At 68.0% G+C, this 21496-nt stretch carries 17 protein-coding genes; 9 read left to right on the top strand and 8 right to left on the bottom strand.

Annotated features, from left to right (window positions below):
* Positions 1-144: 144 nt before the first annotated feature.
* The 3 genes from LK540_RS10330 to LK540_RS10320 all read left to right on the top strand — a co-directional run bounded on the left by LK540_RS10330 (position 145) and on the right by LK540_RS10320 (position 2054).
* Complete coding sequence (locus LK540_RS10330; protein WP_229437216.1) at positions 145-609, top strand: hypothetical protein; 465 nt, start codon at positions 145-147, stop codon at positions 607-609.
* Between the two features lie 79 nt (positions 610-688).
* A complete protein-coding gene (locus LK540_RS10325; protein WP_229437215.1) occupies positions 689-1309 on the top strand; it encodes an LON peptidase substrate-binding domain-containing protein in 621 nt (206 codons plus the stop codon).
* A 7-nt stretch (positions 1310-1316) separates the two neighbouring features.
* Positions 1317-2054 carry an anti-sigma factor gene (locus LK540_RS10320; RefSeq protein ID WP_229437214.1) on the top strand — a complete coding sequence of 246 codons (738 nt, stop codon included), beginning with the start codon at positions 1317-1319 and terminating at the stop codon, positions 2052-2054.
* Between the two features lie 82 nt (positions 2055-2136).
* Here LK540_RS10320 and LK540_RS10315 read toward each other — a convergent pair whose 3' ends face one another.
* Positions 2137-2802, bottom strand: a complete 666-nt coding sequence (locus tag LK540_RS10315) for a hypothetical protein (protein WP_229437213.1) — start codon at positions 2800-2802, stop codon at positions 2137-2139.
* A 372-nt stretch (positions 2803-3174) separates the two neighbouring features.
* Between LK540_RS10315 and LK540_RS10310 the strand changes: the two genes are divergently transcribed.
* Positions 3175-4671, top strand: a complete 1497-nt coding sequence (locus LK540_RS10310; protein WP_229437212.1) for a DEAD/DEAH box helicase — start codon at positions 3175-3177, stop codon at positions 4669-4671.
* Between the two features lie 46 nt (positions 4672-4717).
* On the opposite strand, the gene rfbA is transcribed toward LK540_RS10310, so the two are convergent.
* The 3 genes from rfbA to LK540_RS10295 form a co-directional block, all read right to left on the bottom strand.
* Positions 4718-5608: a glucose-1-phosphate thymidylyltransferase RfbA gene (gene rfbA / locus LK540_RS10305; protein WP_229437211.1), complete on the bottom strand. Its 891-nt coding sequence runs from the start codon at positions 5606-5608 to the stop codon at positions 4718-4720.
* A complete protein-coding gene (rfbB, locus tag LK540_RS10300; protein ID WP_229437210.1) occupies positions 5605-6648 on the bottom strand; it encodes a dTDP-glucose 4,6-dehydratase in 1044 nt (347 codons plus the stop codon). The genes rfbA and rfbB overlap by 4 nt, the downstream gene beginning before the upstream one ends.
* Before the next feature lie 153 nt (positions 6649-6801).
* The gene (locus LK540_RS10295) at positions 6802-8484 is read right to left on the bottom strand and encodes an ATP-binding protein (RefSeq protein WP_229437209.1); all 1683 of its coding nucleotides are present in this window, start codon (positions 8482-8484) and stop codon (positions 6802-6804) included.
* A gap of 383 nt (positions 8485-8867) precedes the next feature.
* On the opposite strand from LK540_RS10295, the gene LK540_RS10290 reads away from it, so the two are divergent.
* The 5 genes from LK540_RS10290 to LK540_RS10270 all read left to right on the top strand — a co-directional run bounded on the left by LK540_RS10290 (position 8868) and on the right by LK540_RS10270 (position 13894).
* Positions 8868-10925 carry a hypothetical protein gene (locus tag LK540_RS10290; RefSeq protein ID WP_229437208.1) on the top strand — a complete coding sequence of 686 codons (2058 nt, stop codon included), beginning with the start codon at positions 8868-8870 and terminating at the stop codon, positions 10923-10925.
* A 37-nt stretch (positions 10926-10962) separates the two neighbouring features.
* Entirely contained in the window at positions 10963-11331 is a 369-nt protein-coding gene (locus tag LK540_RS10285; RefSeq protein WP_229437207.1) for an EamA family transporter, read from the top strand.
* Between the two features lie 22 nt (positions 11332-11353).
* The gene (locus LK540_RS10280) at positions 11354-12490 is read left to right on the top strand and encodes a glycosyltransferase family 4 protein (RefSeq protein ID WP_229437206.1); all 1137 of its coding nucleotides are present in this window, start codon (positions 11354-11356) and stop codon (positions 12488-12490) included.
* Positions 12487-12936, top strand: a complete 450-nt coding sequence (locus LK540_RS10275; RefSeq protein WP_229437205.1) for a divergent PAP2 family protein — start codon at positions 12487-12489, stop codon at positions 12934-12936. The genes LK540_RS10280 and LK540_RS10275 overlap by 4 nt, the downstream gene beginning before the upstream one ends.
* A gap of 76 nt (positions 12937-13012) precedes the next feature.
* Positions 13013-13894 carry a decaprenyl-phosphate phosphoribosyltransferase gene (locus tag LK540_RS10270; RefSeq protein ID WP_229437204.1) on the top strand — a complete coding sequence of 294 codons (882 nt, stop codon included), beginning with the start codon at positions 13013-13015 and terminating at the stop codon, positions 13892-13894.
* 65 nt (positions 13895-13959) lie between these two features.
* Here LK540_RS10270 and LK540_RS10265 read toward each other — a convergent pair whose 3' ends face one another.
* From LK540_RS10265 to LK540_RS10250, 4 genes are read right to left on the bottom strand one after another with little or no spacing between them, the layout of a single operon-like run.
* Positions 13960-17685 (bottom strand): glycosyltransferase, encoded by a 3726-nt coding sequence (locus tag LK540_RS10265; RefSeq protein WP_229437203.1) that lies wholly within the window; start codon positions 17683-17685, stop codon positions 13960-13962.
* Positions 17685-19466, bottom strand: coding sequence for a bifunctional 2-polyprenyl-6-hydroxyphenol methylase/3-demethylubiquinol 3-O-methyltransferase UbiG (locus tag LK540_RS10260; RefSeq protein WP_229437202.1), 1782 nt, complete (start codon positions 19464-19466; stop codon positions 17685-17687). The genes LK540_RS10265 and LK540_RS10260 overlap by 1 nt, the downstream gene beginning before the upstream one ends.
* Positions 19463-20683, bottom strand: a complete 1221-nt coding sequence (locus LK540_RS10255) for an ABC transporter ATP-binding protein (protein WP_229437201.1) — start codon at positions 20681-20683, stop codon at positions 19463-19465. Before LK540_RS10255 ends, LK540_RS10260 begins: the two co-directional genes overlap by 4 nt.
* Positions 20683-21483 (bottom strand): ABC transporter permease, encoded by an 801-nt coding sequence (locus LK540_RS10250; RefSeq protein ID WP_307729167.1) that lies wholly within the window; start codon positions 21481-21483, stop codon positions 20683-20685. The genes LK540_RS10255 and LK540_RS10250 overlap by 1 nt, the downstream gene beginning before the upstream one ends.
* Positions 21484-21496: the final 13 nt, after the last annotated feature.

The raw sequence follows: 21496 nt of genomic DNA, 5'->3' as shown, positions 1-21496 counted from the left end.
GGTCGGGGGCGCCGGGGCGCACGGAAGCGGGGTAGCCGGGCATGCCGGCAGGGAATTTCGCGGGCGCCGGATTTTACAAAAATCAATATTCTCGGTATAAAATCGACCGCTGCATGTCGCCGGCATGCTGTCCATGAGGAACCGATGCATCCCGTTTTCCGCCGCTACGCGCCGCTCTGGGCGCTTGCCGCCTGCGTGCTGCTGGCGCTGCTGTGGGGCGCGCTGGCGCCGCTGCGCTACCCCAGCCACGAACGCCTGTTCGAGATTCCGTCGCATGCGCTCGATCCGGCTGTGCAGCCCGGCGCCCGCCGCGCCGCGCTGCCGCGCGTCATGCAACTCACCCTCGGCGTGCAGGACGTGCTGTTGCTGCGCAACCGCGACCGCGTCGCCCATGTCTTCGGGCCGCTGCACCTGCGTCCGGGCCAGGAATTCCGCCTGCCTTTCGGGCAACTCGGCGACTACGTGTATGCCTGCCCGGCGGTTGCCGGCGGAGAACTGCTGGTGCGCGTGGTGCGCCTGCCCGACCCCGGCTGGGAACGCCTGCGCTGGCGCATCGCGGCGCTCGGCCAGAGCCTGCGCCACCTGCCGCTGGTGGCGCCGCGGGGCTGATCCGGGACCGCGCCGGGCACGATCCTGGCGGGCAGGCAATCGTGCAGCGTTCCGGGGAGCGATTCTGTCATCATGGGGCATGGCCACGATTTCCCTTCCCCTGTTCCCGCTCAGCACGGTGCTGTTCCCGGACGGCGTGCTGCCGCTGCAGGTCTTCGAGGCGCGCTACCTCGACATGATCAGCCGCTGCCTGACCGAGGACACGCCCTTCGGCGTGGTGCTCCTGACCGAAGGGCATGAAGTGCGCCAGCGCGGCGGCCAGCCCGAACGCTTTGCCGAAAGCGGCACCCTGGCCACCGTCTGCGACACCACCGCCACCACGCCCGGCCTGCTGCAGGTGGTCTGCCGCGGCGGCGCACGCTTCGAGGTCAAATCGTCGCAACAACGATTGAACGGATTGTGGATGGCGGAGGTCGAACTCGTCGAGGGCGACCATGCGGTGCCCATTCCCGCCGAATTGCAGGGCGCGGCCGATGCGCTCGACCGGGTGCTGGGTTCGCTGCAGGACGTGCCCCAGGAACGCTGGCCGGTACAGCCGCCGTTCCGGCTCGACGATTGCGGCTGGGTAGCGAACCGCTGGTGCGAGCTGCTGCCCTTGCCGAATGGAGGGAAACAGAATTTGCTCATGCTCGACAACCCGGTGATCCGGCTCGAGCTCTTGCACGACGTGCTGGACGAACATGGCCTGATCACATCCTAGCGATCCCATGAAATTCTCCGACGAACTCTTACTTGCATTCGTCAACGGCGAGCTGGCCGAGCCGGAGCGCGCCGCCGTCGAACGCGCCATCCGCGCCGACCCGGCGATCGCCGCGCGCGTGGCCCAGCACCGGGCCCGGCGCAGCCGCGTGTATGGCGTCGTTGCCGGCGGGCGCGAGGGTGGCGGCCATGCCCATGCCGGCGGGCATCATGGCGGCGCCAAGGTGGTCCAGCTCGACACCATCCGCGCCGCCCGCCTGGGCCTGCTGGCCACGCCGCCGCCGGCGCCGGCCTGGACCCGGCGCCACCTGGGCGCCGTGGCCGCCGCGCTGGCGCTGGGCCTGGTGGCCGGCGCCGCCGGCTGGCATGCCTTCCAGGGCGATGCCGCGCTCGCGTCGCTGAATGCCGGCAGCGGCGCCCTGGTGGCCCAGGGCAGCCTGGCCGAAGCCCTGAGCGCCCAGCTGGCCAGCCCCGGGCCCTCGGGCCGGGTGCGCATCGGCATCAGTTTCCTGGGCAAGGATGGGCGCTACTGCCGCAGCTTCGTGATGGACACCACCGCCGGCCTGGCCTGCCGCGACGGTGCGCAATGGAAGATGCCGGTGCTGGTGCAGGGCGCCGCCGGCGCGGCCTGGATGGATGGCACCGTGCTGCCGCCGGCCGTGCTGGCCGCCATCGACGCCCGCATCGACGGCACGCCGCTCAGCTCGGCTGCCGAGCGCACCGTGCAGGCGCGCGGTTGGCGGTAGGGTGGTCGGCTCCACCCGGGTGTGTGCAAACACGCGGCGCTAGCGTCGCGTGGCGATGGCGTTCCCGAAAGTAGCCGTCCACCTACGCTATGATGTTCAGGCTCGGCTCGCTGTCCTGCGGGTTGTAAGCCTGCCGCACTTCCTGCGCGCGCGAACGTTCCGCCGGTGGGGCGGCTTGCGGGTCCTGGGTGCTCTTTTCGGCCTGGGCCGCCAGCTTCTTTTCGTAGGCGGCGCGCTCTTCGTCGCTGACCTTGCGGTCGCTGTTGGTATCGGCTTCGGCAATGTAGTCGCTCGATTCGCTGCTGCTCGACGATGCACCGCCGGCGCCGCCCGCACCGCCGGCCATGCCCGCCCCACCGGCCGCCTGCGCCGTGGTTCCGGCTAATTCGACCGAGTCAGCCGATTCAGCCGATCCAGCCGATTCGGTATCCGCCAATGCCGAGGCTGTTGCTTCGCCCGTGCCGGCAGCCTCGGCAGCATCTTCCTGGCCGCCGGCCTGGCGCAGGCGCGCCGCATCGGCCTGGGCATCGAGCTGCCCGCCCAGGCGGTCGGTCGCGCTCGACAGGGCGCTGCGCGTCACGGCAGCGGCCGTGCTGTCGACCTCGCCGCCAGTGGCTGCGGCTGCGGTGGCGGTTGCCGTGCCGGCCGTGCCCTGGCCATCCGTAGCCTGGACTTCCTGGCTGGCGCGGCTCGCGGCGCGCGCCGGCAGCGATTGCGCCAGGGTCGATCCGCCAATACTTGAAACCATTTTTTTTCCTCTGCAAAGATTGTCTTATCTCCATTTACGGCCACACAAAGCCGAAACGCAGGGCAGGGAATGTAAAGCCGGGTAAATCCCAGGCTTGCAAAAACGGCAAGCAGGACAGGGGCGGACAGGCCGCATCGACACAGGATTCCATATACACCCTCGAGGTTTTGAGGTAACCTTGAGGATGCTACTTAGTGTCTCTACGTTCGCGCCGGCGGTTTCTGCCTGCGGGGCGTGCCTACCGAGCCGGCCACGGGCCGCGCACCAGTTGGCGGCAAGCCCGCCCATCCAGCGTTTTGCGCGTCGACATGCGTCCGGGGCGAGGCAGCGAAGCGGCCGTAGAGCGGAACGATTACATGCCTGGAAAGAATAATGTCTGAAACACCGATGAACAACGAGGCTGCCACGCCAGAGGTGCGCTTTGCCGATTTCGGTCTCGCGCCCGAAATCCTGCGCGCCCTCGCCGACCAGGGCTACGTCCATCCGACCCCGATCCAGGCCCAGGCCATCCCGGTCGTGCTGCAGGGCCGCGACGTCATGGGCGCCGCCCAGACCGGCACCGGCAAGACCGCCGGCTTCTCGCTGCCGATCATCCAGCTGCTGCTGGCCCACGCCAACAGCAGCATGTCGCCGGCGCGCCACCCGGTGCGCGCGCTGATTCTCACGCCTACCCGCGAGCTCGCCGTGCAGGTGGCCGACAACGTCAAGGCCTACGCCCAGCACACGCCGCTGCGCTCGGCCGTGGTGTTCGGCGGCATGGACATGAAGGGCCAGACCGTGATCCTGAAGGGCGGCGTCGAAATCGTCATCGCCACCCCGGGCCGGCTGCTCGACCACATCGAACAGAAGAACGTCAGCCTCGGCCAGGTGCAGATGCTGGTCATGGACGAAGCCGACCGCATGCTCGACATGGGCTTCCTGCCCGACCTGCAGCGCATCATCAATTTGCTGCCGAAGAAGCGCCAGAACCTGATGTTCTCGGCCACCTTCTCGCCCGAGATCAAGAAGCTGGCCAACAGCTTCCTCGACCAGCCGGTCCTGATCGAAGTGGCGCGCAGCAATGCCACCGCCGAAAAGGTCACCCAGGTGGTCTACAAGGTCGACGAAGAGCAGAAGCGCGACGTGGTCGAATTCCTGATCCGCCAGCGCGAACTGAAGCAGGTGATCGTGTTCTCGAACACCAAGATCGGCGCCTCGCGCCTGTCGCGCCACCTCGAGCAGTGCGGCATCAAGGCATCGGCCATCCACGGCGATAAAACCCAGCAGGAACGCATGGCGGCGCTGGAAGCCTTTAAAAAGGGCGAGATCGAGGTGCTGGTGGCAACCGACGTCGCCGCGCGCGGCCTCGACATTTCCGACCTGCCTTGCGTGATCAACTTCGACCTGCCCTACAACGCCGAAGACTACGTGCACCGCATCGGCCGCACCGGCCGCGCCGGCGCCTCGGGCGATGCGATCTCGGTCTACTCGGAGAAGGACGAGCGCCTGCTGGCCGACATCGAGAAACTGATCAAGCAGACCGTCCAGCGCGGCGAGCTGAGCAACTTCACGCCGCGCGCCCGCAGCCGCGACCGCGATGGCGAACGCGCCGAGCGCCGTCCGCGCAGCGGCAGCCCGGACGCTGGCCGCAGCGAGCGCAGCAGCGAAGTCCGTAGTGAACGCGGCGGCGAGCGCAGCGAACGCGGGCCGCGCAGCTACGGCGCCGGCTCGATGCCGCGCCGCGACAAGATCGATCCGTGGTTCCTGAAGCCTTACGAGCCGTCGAACGTGCCGCGCCGCGACACGGTCCAGGCCGTCGCGGGCACGCAGGCCAAGCCGAAGCAGAAGCTGGCCGTCCTGCTCGGCGGCTTGCCGAAGCCGCAGGCGTAAGTTACAGACCTGAGCCATCCCGGCCGGCGGCGCAGCGCTGCCGGTCTTATTCCCCGTCGTGCACCAGCCGCAGCAGGTATTCTCCATACCCGCTGCGCGCCAGCGGCTGCGCCAGGCGCAGCAACTGGGCGCTGTCGATGTAGCCCATGCGCCAGGCAATCTCCTCGGGGCACGCAACCTTCAGCCCCTGGCGCTTCTGGATCGCCGCGATGAACTGGCTGGCGTCGAGCAGCGAATCGTGGGTGCCGGTGTCGAGCCAGGCGGTGCCGCGCCCCAGGATCTCGACGTTCAGTGCGCCGCGCGCGAGGTAATGGCTGTTGACGTCGGTGATTTCGAGTTCGCCGCGCCGCGAGGGTTTCAGGCTGGCCGCGATGTCGCAGACCTGGTTGTCGTAGAAATACAGGCCGGTGACGGCGTAGGGCGATTTCGGCCGCAGCGGCTTTTCTTCCAGGCTCAGCGGGCGGCGCTCCGCGTCGAATTCGACGACGCCATAGCGCTCCGGATCGGTGACGTGGTAGGCGAACACGGTGGCGCCGCTGTCGCGCGCGCAGGCCGCCTGCAGCCTGAAGACTACGTCGTTGCCGTAGTGGATGTTATCGCCGAGGATCAGCGCCGACGCTGCGTCTCCCAGGAAATCGCGGCCCAGGATAAAGGCCTGGGCCAGGCCGTCGGGCGAGGGCTGGGCGACGTAGCCGAGTTCGAGTCCCCACTGGCTGCCGTCGCCGAGCAGCGCCTGGAAGCGCGGCACATCCTCGGGCGTGGAGATGATCAGGATCTGGCGCAGGCCTGCCAGCATCAGCGTGCTGAGCGGGTAATAGATCATCGGCTTGTCGTACACCGGCAGCAACTGCTTCGACACACTGGTCGTGAGCGGGTACAAGCGCGTGCCGGCGCCGCCCGCCAGGATGATGCCCTTGCGCGCCGGGGCGGTGCTCATGGGCGGCCCGCCTGGTTGGCGTGGCTGGCCTGCAGCGCATCGAGCCAGTCCTCGTGCGCCAGGTACCACTCGACGGTCTTGCGGATGCCGCTGGCGAAGCTCTCGGCCGGCTGCCAGTCCAGTTCGCGTGCTATCTTGCCGGCGTCGATGGCATAGCGGCGGTCGTGCCCCAGGCGGTCCGTGACGTGCTCGATCCGGGCGGCATGGCTGCCTTGCGCCGCGGGCGCCAGTTCATCCAGGATGCCGCACACGATCCGCACCACGTCGAGGTTCGCCATCTCGTCGCTGCCGCCGATATTGTAGGTCTCGCCGGGACGCCCGGCCTCGAGCACGCGGCGCAGCGCCGCGCAATGGTCGGTAACGTAGAGCCAGTCGCGCACCTGCTGGCCGTCGCCGTACACGGGCAGGGGCTTGCCGGCGCGTGCCTGCGCGATCATGTGCGGAATCAGCTTCTCGGGAAATTGATACGGCCCGTAATTATTCGAACAATTGGTTGTCAGGGTCGGCAAGCCGTAGGTGCGGTGCCAGGCGCGTACCAGGTGGTCGGATGCGGCTTTCGAGGCGGCATACGGATTGTTCGGCGCGTAGGGCGTGGTTTCGCTGAACGCCGCTTCGCCCGGTTGCAGGGTGCCATACACCTCGTCGGTCGAGACATGCAGGAAGCGGAAGCGTTCGCGCGCCGCGTCGTCTTGCGCCTGCCACCAGGCGCGCACGGTCTCGAGCAGCGCGAAGGTGGCGTCGATGTTGGTCGCGATGAAATTGCCGGCGCCTGCAATGGCGCGGTCGACATGGGTTTCGGCGGCAAAGTTGAGGATGGCGCGCGGCTGGTGGCGTGCCAGCAGGCCCGCCACCAGTTCCCTGTCGCCGATATCGCCGTGGACGAACAGGTGGCGCGGGTCGTTGGCGAGCGAGGCCAGGTTGGCCAGGTTGCCGGCATAGGTCAGCTTGTCGAGGTTCACGACCGGCTCGTCGCTGTGTGCCAGCCACCCGAGAACGAAATTGGAGCCGATGAAGCCTGCTCCCCCTGTTACTAGAATCATGCGAATAATGTCCTGGTAGCACCGGATGCCGGGCTTGCGCCGCGTCCGGCGATTGAAGGGCACGCGGCCAGGAGGGCAACGCGAAGGCGGCGCGCTGCCTGGCACGTGTACGAGCCCGAGTACGAGCCCGAGTATTGTACGCTGCGCGCCGAGTTACAGGGCAGTGCGTGCCGGCAGGATGGCGCGCACGCGCGACAGCAGTTCTTCCTGCCGGTAAGGCTTGCTGAGCACGTCGAGCGGTTGGGCGCGCGGGTTGGGCGAGGGCAGCTCGTCCATGTAGCCGGTGGTGATCAGGATCGGCGTTTCCGGCTGGCGCGCGCGTACCTGCTCGGCCAGCTGCAAGCCGTTCATGCCGCCCGGCATGATCACATCGGTGAACAGCAGGTCGAAGTTCTGTTCGTCTTCCAGCAGTTCCAGCGCGCGCTCGCCGCTGGCCGCCGACACCACCGCATAGCCGGCCGCGCCGAGCATGCTTTCCGCCAGTTCGCGCACGTCCTCGTTGTCTTCGACCACGAGGATGCGCGGCCTGGTCTCGTCTTCCGCCACCGCCGCCGGATCGTCTTCCTCGGCCGCATCCGGTGCAGGGCCGCCTGCCGCCACCTCGCCGTCGGCAAGCGGGAAGATCATGCGCACCGTGGTGCCCTGGCCGGGCGTGCTGTCGATGTCCAGCCGTCCGCGCGACTGCTGGACGAAGCCGTGCACCATCGCCAGCCCGAGCCCGGTGCCCGGTCCCTTGGTGGTGAAGAAAGGTTCGGTTGCGCGCCGCATGACTTCGGGCGTCATGCCTTCGCCCTGGTCGGCCACGCAGATCACCACCTGGTTGCCGGGCGTCAGCGCCGTGGCAACCTTCACCTCGCCACCGTCCGGCATGGCGTCGCGCGCGTTGATCAGGACGTTCAGCAGCGCCATTTCCAGGTGGGTCGGATCGAGGGTGCAGGCGGGCAAGCCGGGCTTCAGGTCCAGGTGCAGCTCGACCTTGTCGCCGAGGGTGCGCACCAGCAGTTCCGAGAATTCCACCAGCAAGGCATTCAGGTTGATCCGGCGCGGCTCGAGGCGCTGCTTGCGCGCAAAGGTGAGCAGTTGCTGGGTTAGCTTGCCGGCCTTCATGGCCGAGCGCTGGGCGCGGCGGATCGATTCGCCGGCCGTGCTGTTGCCGGAGCCAAGCGCCAGCAGCGCCAGTTCCAGGTTGCCGTTGATGACCTGCAGCAGGTTGTTGAAGTCGTGCGCCATGCCGGCCGTCAGTTGGCCGATAGCTTCCATCTTCTGCGCCTGCAGCGAGGACTGCTCGGTGGCGCGGCGCTCGGTCACGTCCATCTGCGAGGCGAAGAAGTAGAGCAGCTGGCCTTCGTGGTCGAAGATCGGCCCCAGGTAGAGGGCATTCCAGAACGGCGTGCCGTCGGCCTTGTAGTTCAGGATGTCGAGCGCCACCGCGCGCTGGTCGGCAATCGCGTTGCGGATCTCGGCGACGGTGGCCGGGTCGGTCCGCGGGCCCTGCAGGAAGCGGCAGTTGCGGCCGACGGCCTCGGCTTCCTCGTACAGGGTGAGGTCGAGGAAGGCGCGGTTGACGAACACGATCGGGTTGTCGTGCTGGCGCGGGTCGGTGACGACCATCGGCATGCGCGTCATCTCGACGGCGGCAAAGAAGATGTTGCCGCGGTCCTCGATGCCTTCGCGGTCGATGTAGCTGGCCTGCCAGTGCTTCATGCCCGGGTTGCCGAGCGGATTGAACGCCGAGCCCTCGAGCTGGCCGTCGGCGGGCACGCCCACGCTCTGGCCGCCGCCCTGCGCGTCGAGGTCTTTGCTGTCGTCGTCTTCGCGGTCGGAGCCGGTTGCCATGGTGGTCTTTCTCGGAATATACAGGCGCCGCGCAGGAATTGCCGGCTTGTTTCAGCCTAACGCGGGAACGGATCGGCAGACTGTGCGCAGCTTCACGCAAGGACGCAAACGGTGTGCAGGGCGCGGCCGAACGGGCAATTACATCCTTGCCGGGCCGATCGCCAGAGTGTGAATACGGATGGGCTGCATAGTATAATTGCGTTCTTTGTACTGCTTATTCAGCAAGATTTGGAGACGAAGTGGAGTTAGGTCTAGCGCTAGTTGCCGTCGCGTATTTGCTGGTCAACGCAACACGGGTATTTGCTCCCCATTTGTATACCGACGGCAGCTTCCTGGCCGTGCCAGCCCGCTTGATGCTCGGCGCTGCTGTACTGGTGTGCTTGATGAACCTGCTTCTGCGCGTTTTTCCCGGCATTTCGTCGGCGTGGATGATCCTTGCCTTGCTTGGCGCGCTCGCCCTGTGGGGCTGGACCAGGGGAGGGCTTGCCGATTCCGACCGCAAGACGACCGCATGCATGCTGCTGTTCGCCGTCGGCATGCTGTGCTGGCGTCTGTCGGGCCAAGCCAGCATGGCTGCCCTGGTGCCGATGGAAGGCACAGGGAATGCCGATGAGCTGTGGTACATCTTCACCGCCGACTGGCTGCGCACGCACAGCCTGGCGGCCGCCTTTCCGAGCGATCCCGCCTATCCCCTGAGCGCGGCTGCCGGAGTGAATCTGGGCCTGTTGCCACGCATCGGCGCCGAATCGCTGCTAGTCCTGTTTTCCGGAATCAGCGGCATGCCGCTCGAGCAGGTTTACCCGGTCCTGTTCGCATTGGGCGCCGTGCTGTTCGGTTTTGCCGCCAGCCAGGGCTTCTTGCAGGAAGCCCGGAACGACTGGAAATTTCTCGCACTGGCCTTGCTGGCTGTCGCGCTGTCGCCGGTCGCCCTGTTCATCTACGGGAATGAGAACTTCGCCACGATGTGGGGACTTGTGTTCCTGGCCGGTTATTACTGGAACGTCCAGCAGGCACTGGCGGACGGGGGCGGACGCGGCAACATGCTCGCCGCGGGCATCTTCCTTGGCGCGCTGTTGGCAACCTATCCGGAACTGCTGGCGATCGCCGGCCCGGCCTCGGTGCTTTTGTACCTGCAGGTTGCCGTGCGCAAGCGTGCGCTCTCGCTGAGCAGTATCCACATCCTGGTGCTGTGCGCAGTGGTGGCGGCCTTCGCCGCCCCGTTCGCCGCGCTGGCGACCATCAAGGTACTCGCCACCGGCGCCTCGGCGGCGCAGGGGCCGAACGTCATCTTTCCCACCCTGTTCGCGGACATGACGCCGGCCAACCTGCTGCTGACGCTGCTGGCTTTCGACACCAAGGTCATGGCCCTGCGCCTGGGCGGCTCGGGCGTGCTGTTGGGCGGCATCGTGCTGGCCGCCGCGCTGCTGTTCGCGCCGCGCCGCGTCTGGCTCGGCACCGGCGCGCTGGCGCTGGCCTGCCTGCCGGTATTCGCCATGTTTTGGCGCAGTCACTACGGCTACGGCGGCATGAAGGCGATCGAATTCATGGCGCTGCCCGTGGCCACGCTGCTGGGCGCGGCCGCCGGCAGCGCGGCGCCGGCGCTGCGCGCGCTCGCCATGCGCGCCTCCCCGGGCGCGGGGCCGTCCGGGCGCGCCGTCCTGCGCCACGGCGCACATGGCGTATGCATCGCGCTGGCCCTGCTGGTGCTCGGGACGATCTCGTTCGAGCGTTGGCGCGAGTTCCGGCAGCATGGCGCGCAGGCCCATTTCTCGGCCGAACTGCGCGAGCTCGGCGCCGCCCGCGCCGCCTTGCCGCCCGGGGCCGTGCTGCTGGTCGGGCCTGAACTCGGCAAGCATTCCTTCCTGTTCAGCCGCTGGGTCGCCTATGTCCTGCGCGACGTGCCGCTGGTATTCCCGCCGGAACTGCACAATGGCGGCTACATCTACCGGCTCGAGGCCGACTACGACGCCCGCCGTGAGACGGTCACGCATGTCCTCAAGGCGCGCAGCGGCGAAGGCGCACTGTCGAACGTCGCCATTTGGCACAATGCCGCTTTCGAGATCGTCCCGGCCGACCGCATTCCTTTCAGGCTCGGCGAAGGATTCCACGGCCACGAGGACTGGGGCCGCTGGATGGCCGCGAGCGCCCGCATCGAGCTGCGCGGCGATTGCGCGCGTACGCTGAAGATCCACGTCGGCCGCCGCTTCGAGCCGATCAAGGGCGAGGACGCCCTGATCGTCAGCGCAGGCGACGTATCGGCACGTTTCCCGCTGAACAATGGCCAGGGCGAGATCAGCTTTACCATTCCGGCGGGGGCCTCGCATGTCGAGCTGCGCTCGGCCGCGGGCGGACTGTCGCCGGCCAGCGTCGGCGCCAGCGATGACCGCGTGCTCAGCTACGGCCTCGAAAAGATCGGCGTCGAACCGTGCGCCCGGCCGTAAGCCGGTGCCGCCCCTCAATCAACTGAAGAAGTCACCTATGTATCCCCTGCAAAACTGGTTATTGGTCGCACTCGGCGTTGGCGTCGGTTCCCTTGGTTCGCTCTGCATGAAGTGGGGCGCCGGCAAGCTGCCGCAACAATGGGAAGGCGGCATCCCCGGCCTCGTCTGGCAAGTCATGCTCAACCCCCTGATCGTGGCGGGCGTGGTCATGTATGCGATCCCGGCCGCGATCTGGATCTGGCTGCTGCGCACGATGCCGCTGACCGTGCTGCAGCCGGCGCTGTCGCTGACCTATGTACTGTCGGCGCTGCTGGCGGTGTTCGTCCTGAACGAACACGTGCCGCTGATGCGCTGGGTCGGGATCTTCGTCATCATCTTCGGCGTCGTCCTGGTCGCGCGCAACTGAGAACTATTACGGAAACCGATCCATGAACGACGTAGTCATTGCCCTGAATTACTACCGGCCTTATGTCAGCGGCCTCACGAATGTCGCGCGCGACGTGGCCGAAGGCCTGGCGGCGCGCGGCTGGCGCGTGACCGTGGTCGCGTCCCAGCACGACCCGGCGCTGCCGCGCGAAGAGATGCTGGCCGGCGTGCGCGTGGTGCGCACGCCGGTGGCGGCACGCTTCGGCAAGGGCGTCATCAGTCCTTCCTTCGTCTCGACCATCCGCCGCGAATCGGCCAACGCGAGGGTGGTGAACATCCACGCGCCGATGCTCGAGGCCGGCCTGGTCGCGGCCGCCAGCCTGGCGCCGGTGGTGATGACCTACCAGTGCGACGTCAGCCTGCCGCCGACCCTGCTCGGACGCATCCAGAACAAGGTGCTCGACGTTTCCACCGGCGCGGCGGCGCGGCGCTCGGCCTTCGTCACCGTCACGTCGGACGACTATGCCGACCATTCGCGCATGCGCGCCGCGCTGTCGCTGCGCCGCAAGGTCGTGCCGGGCACCTGCCACGTGCGCACCGGCGGCGCCCCGGCCTACCGCGACGGCCCCGGTCTGCACGTCGGATTCCTGGGCCGCATCGTCGAGGAAAAGGGCGTCGAATACCTGGTCGAAGGCTTCCGTGCGCTGGCCGACCCGGATGCGCGCCTGCTCATCGCCGGCGACTTCAGCATGGTGGCGGGCGGCTCGGTCATCGAGCGCGTACGCGCACGCATGCAGGGCGACACCCGGATCAAGCTGCTCGGCTTCCTGCCCGACGAAGCACTCGACGACTTCTATGCCTCGCTCGACGTCTTCGCGCTGCCGTCGGTGAACCCGTTCGAGGCATTCGGCATCGTCCAGGTCGAGGCCATGATGCGCGGCATCCCCGTGATTGCCAGCGACCTGCCGGGCGTGCGCCAGCCGGTGCTGGCCACCGGGATGGGCGAGATCGTGCAGCCGCGTTCGAGCGCCTCGGTCACCGCGGCGCTCGAACGCCTGGCGCGCCAGCTGCCGGACGTGGAGACCGGCGCGGCCAAGGCGCGCGCCCTGTACGCCTTCGACGCCACGCTCGACAAGTTCGCCGCCGTGTTCGACGAAGCGGCGGCGCTGGCGGGCCGTCCGGTGGGAGCGCGCGGATGATCATCAGCTTCGATCCGAGCGATATCTCGTATGCGGTGACGCCGTTCGCGGCCTGGCTGGTGGCAGGCGTCCTGAAATTCGTGGTGAACAGCGTCAAGGCCGGCAAGCCGGCGTTCGGCCTGATCGGCTACGGCGGCCTGCCGAGCAACCACAGCGCCATCGTCAGCAGCATGGCGGCGCTGATCGCCATCAAGGAAGGCATCGGCCACCCGGCATTCGGGGTGGCGCTGACGCTTGCCTTCATCGTCATGCTCGACGCAAACAGCCTGCGCCGCCAAGTCGGCCGCCATGCCGCCGCCATCAACCGCCTGGCCGCGCAGCTTCCCGGCTACCAGCCGCTGCGCGAGCGCATGGGCCATACGCGCACCGAGATCCTGGCCGGCGTCGTGGTCGGCATCGCGGTGGCCGCCGGCGTGCACGCGCTCGCGGCGCTGCTGCCGCACTGAGGCGCGCGGCGCTTGCGGCCTGTCTGCATTCCAGCCTATCTATTTATTCGTTCGCACAAAAAGGTTTTTCCAGAACATGCGTGATCCTGTCCCTCCCCGTACCCTTTCCGGCCAACTGCTGGGACTGGTCAAGTTGATCCGGCCCCGGCAATGGATCAAGAATGCCTTCGTCCTGGCGCCGCTGATCTTCACCAGCGAATTCATGCGTGCCGAATCGGTAAGCCGCGCGCTGACCGCGGTGCTGCTGTTCTGCATCGCCTCGTCGGCGACCTACATCGTCAACGACATGCACGACGTCGAGCGCGACCGCCGCCATCCGACCAAGTCGCGCTCGCGGCCGCTGGCGGCCGGCACGGTCTCGATGGGGGCGGCAGGCCTGATGCTCGCGCTCCTCTATGGTGCGCTGGTCTGGGGCTGGTTCGTCATGCCGGCCACGATGCTGGTGATCGTCGGCTACCTGGCCCTGAACCTGGCCTATACCTTCGTGCTCAAGCACGAGCCGGTGGTCGATATCTTCACCATCGCGATCGGCTTCGTACTGCGCGTATATGCGGGGGCGACTGCGCTGAACGTGCCGGTGTCGTCGTGGATGTTCGTCACCACCCTGTGCCTGGCGCTGTACCTGGCGGCCGTCAAGCGCCGCCAGGAGCTCAGCCACAGCGGCGACGAGGGGCGCGCCGTGCTCCAGAAGTATTCGGTGGGACTCGTCGACCGCTACGCCGAGATGTCGGCGACCGGGGCGCTGGTGTTCTACAGCCTGTTCGTCATGTCGAGCAAGCCGGAAATGGTAATGACGGTGCCGCTGGTACTGTTCGGTCTGTTCCGCTACTGGTATGTCGTCGAACAGCTCGACGGCGGCGAATCGCCGACCGACGTCATGTTCGCCGACTGGCAACTGGTGGCGACCGTCCTCGCCTGGCTGGGAGTATGCGGCTGGGCGCTCTGGCCTGTCGCGTGAGCGGCGCGCCGGCAGCGTCGCAATGAACGCTGCCGGCGGCGCAAGCCGCCGGCAGCAAGCGCCGTTCAGGCGCCCGGCTGGCCCGGCAAGGGCAGGTCCAATGCCGCCATCAGCTGGCGCGTGCTTTCGCGCCAGCTCAGCCATGGCATCGCATCCGAACGCACGGCCTTGCCGGCTGCGTGCAGTGCCAGCCATTCCTCCAGGCTGGCCGCCAGTGCGGCCGGCTGCTCCCCCTCGAAGTAATGCGCATGGCTTCCCGCCACCTCGCGGAACACCGGAATGTCGCGCGCCACGATCGGCAGCTGGTGCTGGGCCGCTTCGATCAGCGGCAGGCCGAAGCCTTCGCCGTAGCTGGCCGCGATCAGGCAGGCGCTGGCCGCATACACCCGTTCCAGGAACTCGTCGCTGATCCCGTCCAGCCAGAACAGGCGCCGGTTCAGCTCCGGGTGGCGGGTCATGCGTTCCACCAGCGCCTCGACCATCCAGCCCTGCTTGCCGACGATGACCAGGTTCGCATCGGCGCCGCCGTCCCACAATTGCTCGAAGGCCGCCAGCGCCTGGGCATGGCCCTTGCGCGGCTCCAGGGTGCCGACCATCAGGAAAGTCGGGCGCTGCCCCAGCTGGGCCAGCACCGCGGCGCCGTCGGGCGGCATGCCGGTGGACGGCGCCGAGGAAACGATGTCGGCGCCAAGGTGGAAGGAGGCGATCCGGAACGGCCGCGCGCGCGGCTTGCCGTGCGTGACCAGCCACTGGCGCAGCTCGTCGGCCACGGCTTCCGAAATGCAGACGGCGCCGTCGCCTTCGGTGACCACGCGCAGCCATTCGTTGTGGTGGTCCGCGGCGCCGGGCGAAAACGCCTGCGGCAGGGTCACCGGCAGCAGGTCGTAGACCACGAAGTGCACGGCCACGCCGATGCGGCGCAGGTGGCGGTAGAAGGCCTGTTGCGCCGCCACCACGTGCGGCTGCAGGTCGAGGCCGAGGAACATGTCGCCGCCGTGGTACTCGACCGGCTCGTCGGGGTACAGCGAATCGGGGCAGTCGAGCAGGCGCAGCGTGTACTTGCGCGCGTAGCGGTAGCCCTGGTCGGGCGTCGCATATACCGGTTCCACCATGTAGCCGGGCGGCGGATGGTCGAGCAGTTCGCGCAGCACGCTGCGCACGACGCGCTGGATGCCGCTGCGGGCGTCGCGCTGGACCAGCTCGGAGATGTCGAGCAGCAGCTGGCGGCGCGGCAACGGTGCGGGCACCGACAGCGCACAGGCCTCGGCCAGGTCGGCCCAGGGCTGGTCCTGCTGCGGCGCGCCGTCGAGGCGCCCGACGGCGGCCGACAGCGCAGGCAGGCCGCTGGCGGCCTTGCGGTAGGCCGTTTCAATTGCCTGCCTGTACAGGTCAGCGCACACGAACGGCGCGTGGTCGTCAAGGATGATGCGGCGTGCCTGGTCGCCCAGTGCGCGGCGGCGCTGCGGATCGCGCCACAGGGTTTCCAGCGCCGTGGCCAGGTCGCTGTCGGAAAAGTCGTCGGCAAGCTTCCAGACGCCGTCGTCGCGCAGGTCGGCCATGCTGCCGTTGGCGTTGACGATCGTCGGCAGCGCATAGTTCATGCAGTCGAGCACCGTGCCGGAGGTCTCGCCGCGCGAACGCGTGCGCAGCTGGACGCCGGCGTCGGCAGCCGCCAGGTACTGGCGGAAGGTGGCGGTATCGGCCCAACCGGTGATGCGGATGCGTTTTTCCAGTCCGCTGCGGCGGATCGCGGCCACCAGGTCCTGCCCGAAGGCGCCGGCCTGGTTCTCGCCGACGAACACCAGCACGCAGCGCTTGTCCTGCGCGAGGGGCGAGGCCAGCCAGGACGACAGCAGGCGGTCGTTGAGCTTGCTCGGCCCCAGCAGGCCGAAGCTGCAGACCACGAAGTCGTCGTCGCGCAGGCCGAGCGTGCGGCGCGCGCCGGCACGGTCGGCAGCCGGCTCGGGCACCCGCAGGTGCGGCACCACTGCCCAGCCGCGGGCTGCATCGGGACCGTACCACTGGCGGGCCAGGCGCCGCGAATTCTCCGAATGGACGATCATGCCGAGTGCGTTGCGCAGCACGCCGGCGTTGCAGGGGTAGCCCCATACCACGTCGGCGGTGTCGGCGGCATGGAAGCGGTGCGCCAGCGCCGCGTAGCCGTGGCCCTCGTACAGGACGCGGGCCCAGTAGCCGGGCTGGTAGCCGGTGACTTCCATATGCGCGGCGACGCCGGACAGGAAGAAGTCGTGCAGCACCACGACCCCCGGTACTTCGGCCAGCAGGCCGAACATGTGCTGGTGGAACTCGGAATTGCCGAAGTGGTAGACCACGCGCTCGTAGTCACGCGCATGCCGGCGGAACCACTCGATGCTGCGCACGCCGCAGTTGGCGCGTACCCATGGCGTGGCCACGCCTTCCTGCGCGAGCACGACGTCGATGTCGTAATGGCGCGCCAGCTGTGGCAGCAATTCGGCGCTGTAGTCGCTGATGCCGCTGCGCGCAGGCGGCAGCGGCGACACATAGGCCATGCGCGGGCGGCGTGCCGGCGCCGCCGGCGCCTGCGGCTGCGGCTGCGCGGCGTGCCAGGCTTCCAGCGCGCGCAACGCACGCTGGGCGCTGGCGTCCCACGAGAAGCGCCGGGCTTGCTCCAGGCCATGGCGTTCGAGGTCGGCGCGTAGGTCCGGGTCGCCCAGCACCTGCTCGATTTTGGCGGCAATCGCGGCGTCGCTGGACGGATCGAACAGCGCGTCGAGGCGGCCGATTACTTCCGGCAGGCTCGAGGTGCCGGAGGCGATCACGGCGCGGCCGCACGACATGGCCTCCAGTGCCGGCAGGCCGAAGCCCTCATGGTGGGACGGGAATACGAACAGGTCGCACAGGTTGTAGAGCGCCAGCAGATCGTCTTCCGGCACGTAGCCGGTCAGGACCAGGCGGTCGGGCGCCAGGCCCTGCTGGCGCGCCAGCCTGGTCAGGGCGCTGCGGGCGTCGGGCTGCGCCGAGCAGACGATCGCCAACTGGTGGCTGGCGCGCAGGTGGTCGGGCAGCAACGCGAAAGCGCGGATCAGGCCTTCGATATTCTTGCGGTGGTCGATGCCGCCGGTGTACATCACGAACGGACCCGTGATGCCGTAGCGTTCGCGCAGGACGGCGGCGCGCTCCGGGCCAATGGTTTCGGGCTTGAAGTGGTCATCGGCGGCGGTCGAGATCGACACGCATGCCTCCGGCGGGAAGCCCAGGTGCTCGATGCCTTCGCGCCGTGAGGAGTCGGAAATGGCCAGCAGCAGCGCGGCGCGGCGCAAGTGGCCGATCTTGTTCTCGTACCAGTTTTCGACCACCGGATTCTCGAGGTAGGGCTGGCGCCGGATCAGCGGAATCAGGTCGTAGAGCACCACCGCCGTCGGCACGGCGCCGAGCGTGCCGACGCTGGTGACGGCGTTGTCGCCCAAGCCCTCGAACAGGCTCGAGACCAGCACGACGTCCGGCTCGAGGCTGGCGATGAAGGCTTCACGCAGCAGTTCGGCGCCGCGACGGCGCCAGTCGTTGCCCGGATCGGCGGCGGCGACCGGGCCGGGGCAGTCCCAGACGCGGATCGCATCCGCCGGCAGCAGGCCGTCGAAGGCGGCGCGGATCGGTTCGATCGTTTCCGGCAGGGCGCCGTTGAGCACCAGGATCAGTTCGTGTTCGCCGCGTGCGCGCGCCAGCGCCAGTGTCAGGGAGAGCGTATAGCGGCCGATTCCGCGCTGGGCATTGCTGGCCTGCGCGCCCTGCATGTCGATTGCGATGCGCATCAACGGCCCCTCTCGGAAGACGCTTTCTGCATGTCGGACAGCAGGCGCGCGGCGCGCACGGTGAGGTGGGGCTGGTTCGGGTCGATCATCGGCGTAGCGGACGTAACGATAGGGATGGGGGATGCTTCGGGCACAGGAGCGAACGACTGCGCCGTCGCCACGCGGCGCAGGCGCGCCTTCAGGGCAGGATGGCGCGCCAGCATGCCAAGCGCGAATTCGGTCAGGCGGCGATGCTTCAGGACCTTGCGGATGCTCCACTGGAGCAGTTTCCTGGCGATGCCCTTGCTTTTTCCGCGCAGGGATTGCGGCGTTTGCGGCAGCCCGCGCCCGAGGCGCTTGATGCCGCGCAGCGGCGCCGAAATGCGCCACGAGGTGCTGGCGTAGAGCGCCATCACAGTCTGCTCGGCCGCGCTCGCGCGACTGGTCATCGCCTCGAGCTGGTGCCGCATCTGCTGCAGCTGGGCTTCGGCGTCGGCATGGGCCGCCTGCGCCTGCTCGAAGCGCGACTGGGCGTCGGCCTGCACGGCGCGCGCTTCGGCCTCGGAGCGGGCGGCGCGCATTTCCTCGGCCACCCGGTCGGCAAGCGCCTCGGCCTGGGCTGCGCGCACCTCGGCCTCGGCTTTGGCCAAGCGCGCCTGTTCGGCGCGCGCCTCGGCCTCGGCCTCGGCGGTGCGGGCCTGTTCGGCGCGGGCCTCGGCATTGGCCTCGGCGGTGCGGGCCTGTTCGGCACGGTCCCTGGCCTCGGCCTCGGCGTTGCGGGCCTGTTCGGCACGGGCCTCGGCCTCGACTTTCGCATCATGCATCTGCTGCAGTTGCGCATCGAGCCGGGCTGCGGCCGCGGCGTGGCCCTGGGCCAGCTCGCGCTGGGCGCGCTCGCGTTCGTGACTGGCCATCAGTTCCTCGTGGGAGACACGAGTGGCGGCCTGGGCTTCGCCGATGGTGTCAAGCGCGCGCTGGAACAGCTGCGCTGGTCCCTGCTCGGCGGCGGCAACGCGTTCTTCCAGCTTCGCCAGCGCGGCGGCGGCGGCGGCTTCGCGTGCCCGCAGGGTCTCCTCGTAGCGCTGTGCCAGGTCGCCCAGTTCGAGTCCGAAGGGTGCGGCAAACGCGGCATCGAAGGCGCCCAGGACCGCGGCATCAGCGGCTTTCTGGCCGATGACGCTGTAGTCGGGGCTGACCCCGTTGAGCACATTGATCAGTTCGACTTCGGAGGCGTCGAGCAGCGCCGCCGGTTCCTGCAGGCGCACCACCTTGTGGCGCGCGAAGCCGGTGAATTCCACGGCAAAGTCGAGCAGCAGCGGCGGTACCGGGCGCAGGTGCGAGGGGTCGGTATAGAAGTTGGTGCTGCCGACCACCAGGTTTTCCGGGTTCGGCGTTTCCAGGATCAGGAGGCCGCCGGGCTGGAGGACGCGCAGCGCCTGGGCGATGAGTTCCTGCACGTCGTCGAACGGGATGTGTTCGACCAGGTGGAAGGCCGACACCAGCGTCACGCTGGCGTCGGGTAGCGTGCGCAGCGAGGACAGGGCGTCCGCGGTGGACACATCGAGGCCGCGCTCGCGGCAGGCCGCCAGCATGCCTTCGTCGAGATCGATGCCGCGGGCCGCGAAGCCCAGCTCGCCGAGCAGCTCCAGCCATTCGCCGCGGCCACAGCCGAGGTCGATGGCGGTGGGCCGGCCCACTGCGGGCAGCGGCGCCAGGAAGGGGTGATAGACGGCCAGACGTGACTTGATCAACTCGCGGGAGCCGCGGTGGCGGTCCTCGAAAGCACGGTAAAAATTGCTCATCTGACGATCTCAACGGTTGGTTCGAGCCAGCTGGAGCCGACGAAGGTCTTGCGGTTCATGTTCATGACGATGAAGAGGAAAGCCAGGTCACGCCATTCGTAGTTGTCGGCCAGGTGGGTGTCGCTGCTGGTCAGCGCGGTGGTGATCGAATAGCTGCCGGGGCCCAGGTTCAGCGGGAAGCGGAAGCGGTACTCGATGTTCTCGCCGGCGCCGACCGACTCCAGCGGTGCCGCCATGTGGTGGGTGTTCGTCCCGAACATCTGCTGGCCGAGCCGGTCCTTGATCATGTAGCCCAGCACCAGGCGCGGCAGCGGCGCGTTCACGCGCACGCGGATGCGCAAGCTCACTGCGGCACCGACGTTCACCACTTCGACCGGCGCGCCGTTCTCGTCCTCGAGGATGATATCGGTGACCGTGGCCTCGCCGCTGCCCGAACTGGTCTGGACCCGGCCTTCCGCGGTAGTGACCTGCTCGACGCCCGAATGCTCGTGCTCCGCAATGATGGCGTTGTAATAGTCCATCACTTCTTCGGGCGAACCCTGCTTGGCGATCCCGCCGCGGTCGAGCAGGATCGCACGGTCGCAGATCGACTGGATTGCAGCGCGATCATGGCTGACGATCAGCAGCGTGGTTCCCAGTTTCTGGAATTCCCGGATACGGTCGAAGCTCTTGTGCTGGAAGTAGGCGTCGCCGACCGACAGGGCTTCGTCGACGATCAGCACGTCCGGGCGCTTGGCGGTGGCGACGCTGAAGGCCAGCCGCATCTGCATGCCCGACGAGTACACGCGCACCGGCTGGTCGATGTAGTCGCCGATGTCGGCAAAGGCTTCGATCTGCGGCATCAGGGCCGTGATTTCCTCGACCCCGAGGCCGATCAGCTGGCCGGCCATGTAGGCGTTCTGGCGCCCGGTAAAGTCGGGGTGGAAGCCCATGCCGAGCTCGAGCAGCGCGGCGACGCGTCCGGTCATGACCACGCTGCCGGTGGTCGGCTGCGAGGTCCCGGTAATCATCTTGAGCAAGGTGCTCTTGCCGGCACCGTTCATGCCGATGATACCGACCGCCTCGCCCGGAGCGAGCTGGAAGCTGATGTCCTGCAGCACCCATTTCAGGCGGTGGCGCGGCGCGGCGCCGGGAATCACCCATTCGGCCAGCCGGCTCCAGCGGTTATCGTATTGTTTGTAGGCCTTGCCCAGTTTGCTTACGCGGATGCTGCCCATCAGAGTTCGTCCACCATTTCACCCGCACGTTTGCGGAACAGCTGCAGGCCCACTACGCAGCACAGCAGGCCGGCAATGGTTGCCGGCAGCAGGGAGGCCCAGTCCGGCGCCTGGCCATGGACCAGGATCGCCTGGTAGGCACCGATTACGCCGGCCATCGGGTTCCAGGCCAGCCAGGCGCGCACTTCGGCCGGCAGCGCGGCGACCGGATAGACGACCGGGGTGAACCAGAACCAGAACTGCAGCAGGATGGTGAAGAACTGGCCGACGTCGCGGAAGAAGACGTTCAGCACGCCGAGGATCATGCCGAGCCCGATGGAGAACACGATCTGCACCAGCAGTACCGGGAACACGGCGAAATAGGTCCAGCCGGGGAAGTTCGACGACAGCGCCAGGAAAGCGGTGAACAGGCCGAAGATGATGGCGAAGTTGACGCCCGCGTTCAACACCACGATTACCGGCAGGCACAGGCGCGGGAACTGCAGCTTCTTGATCAGGCTCGCGTTTTCGATGAATACGGTCTGGCTGCGGGTCGTGATCTCGGCAAACAGCCCCCAGGTCAGCACCCCGGCGCACAGGTAGATACTGTAGGCAAACGTGCCTGCAGTGCCGGGAAGGCGGGTGCCCATCACCTGGGAAAAGATCATCGTGTAGACGAGGATCATCGACAGCGGGCTGAGGATGGTCCAGGCCGCGCCCAGCAGCGAGTTGCGGTACTTGATCTGGAATTCGCGCTTGATGCTACCGCCGATGAATCCACGATAGCGCCAGACGCTGGAGAACATGGGGAAGGTAATCATGCGCGGTCCGGGA

Origin of the sequence: Massilia sp. IC2-278 (genome assembly GCF_020708045.1) — a bacterium.
Classification (GTDB): domain Bacteria; phylum Pseudomonadota; class Gammaproteobacteria; order Burkholderiales; family Burkholderiaceae_D; genus Telluria.
Note: the sequence above shows the minus strand (reverse complement) of the source record. Positions and strands in the feature narration are given on the sequence as shown.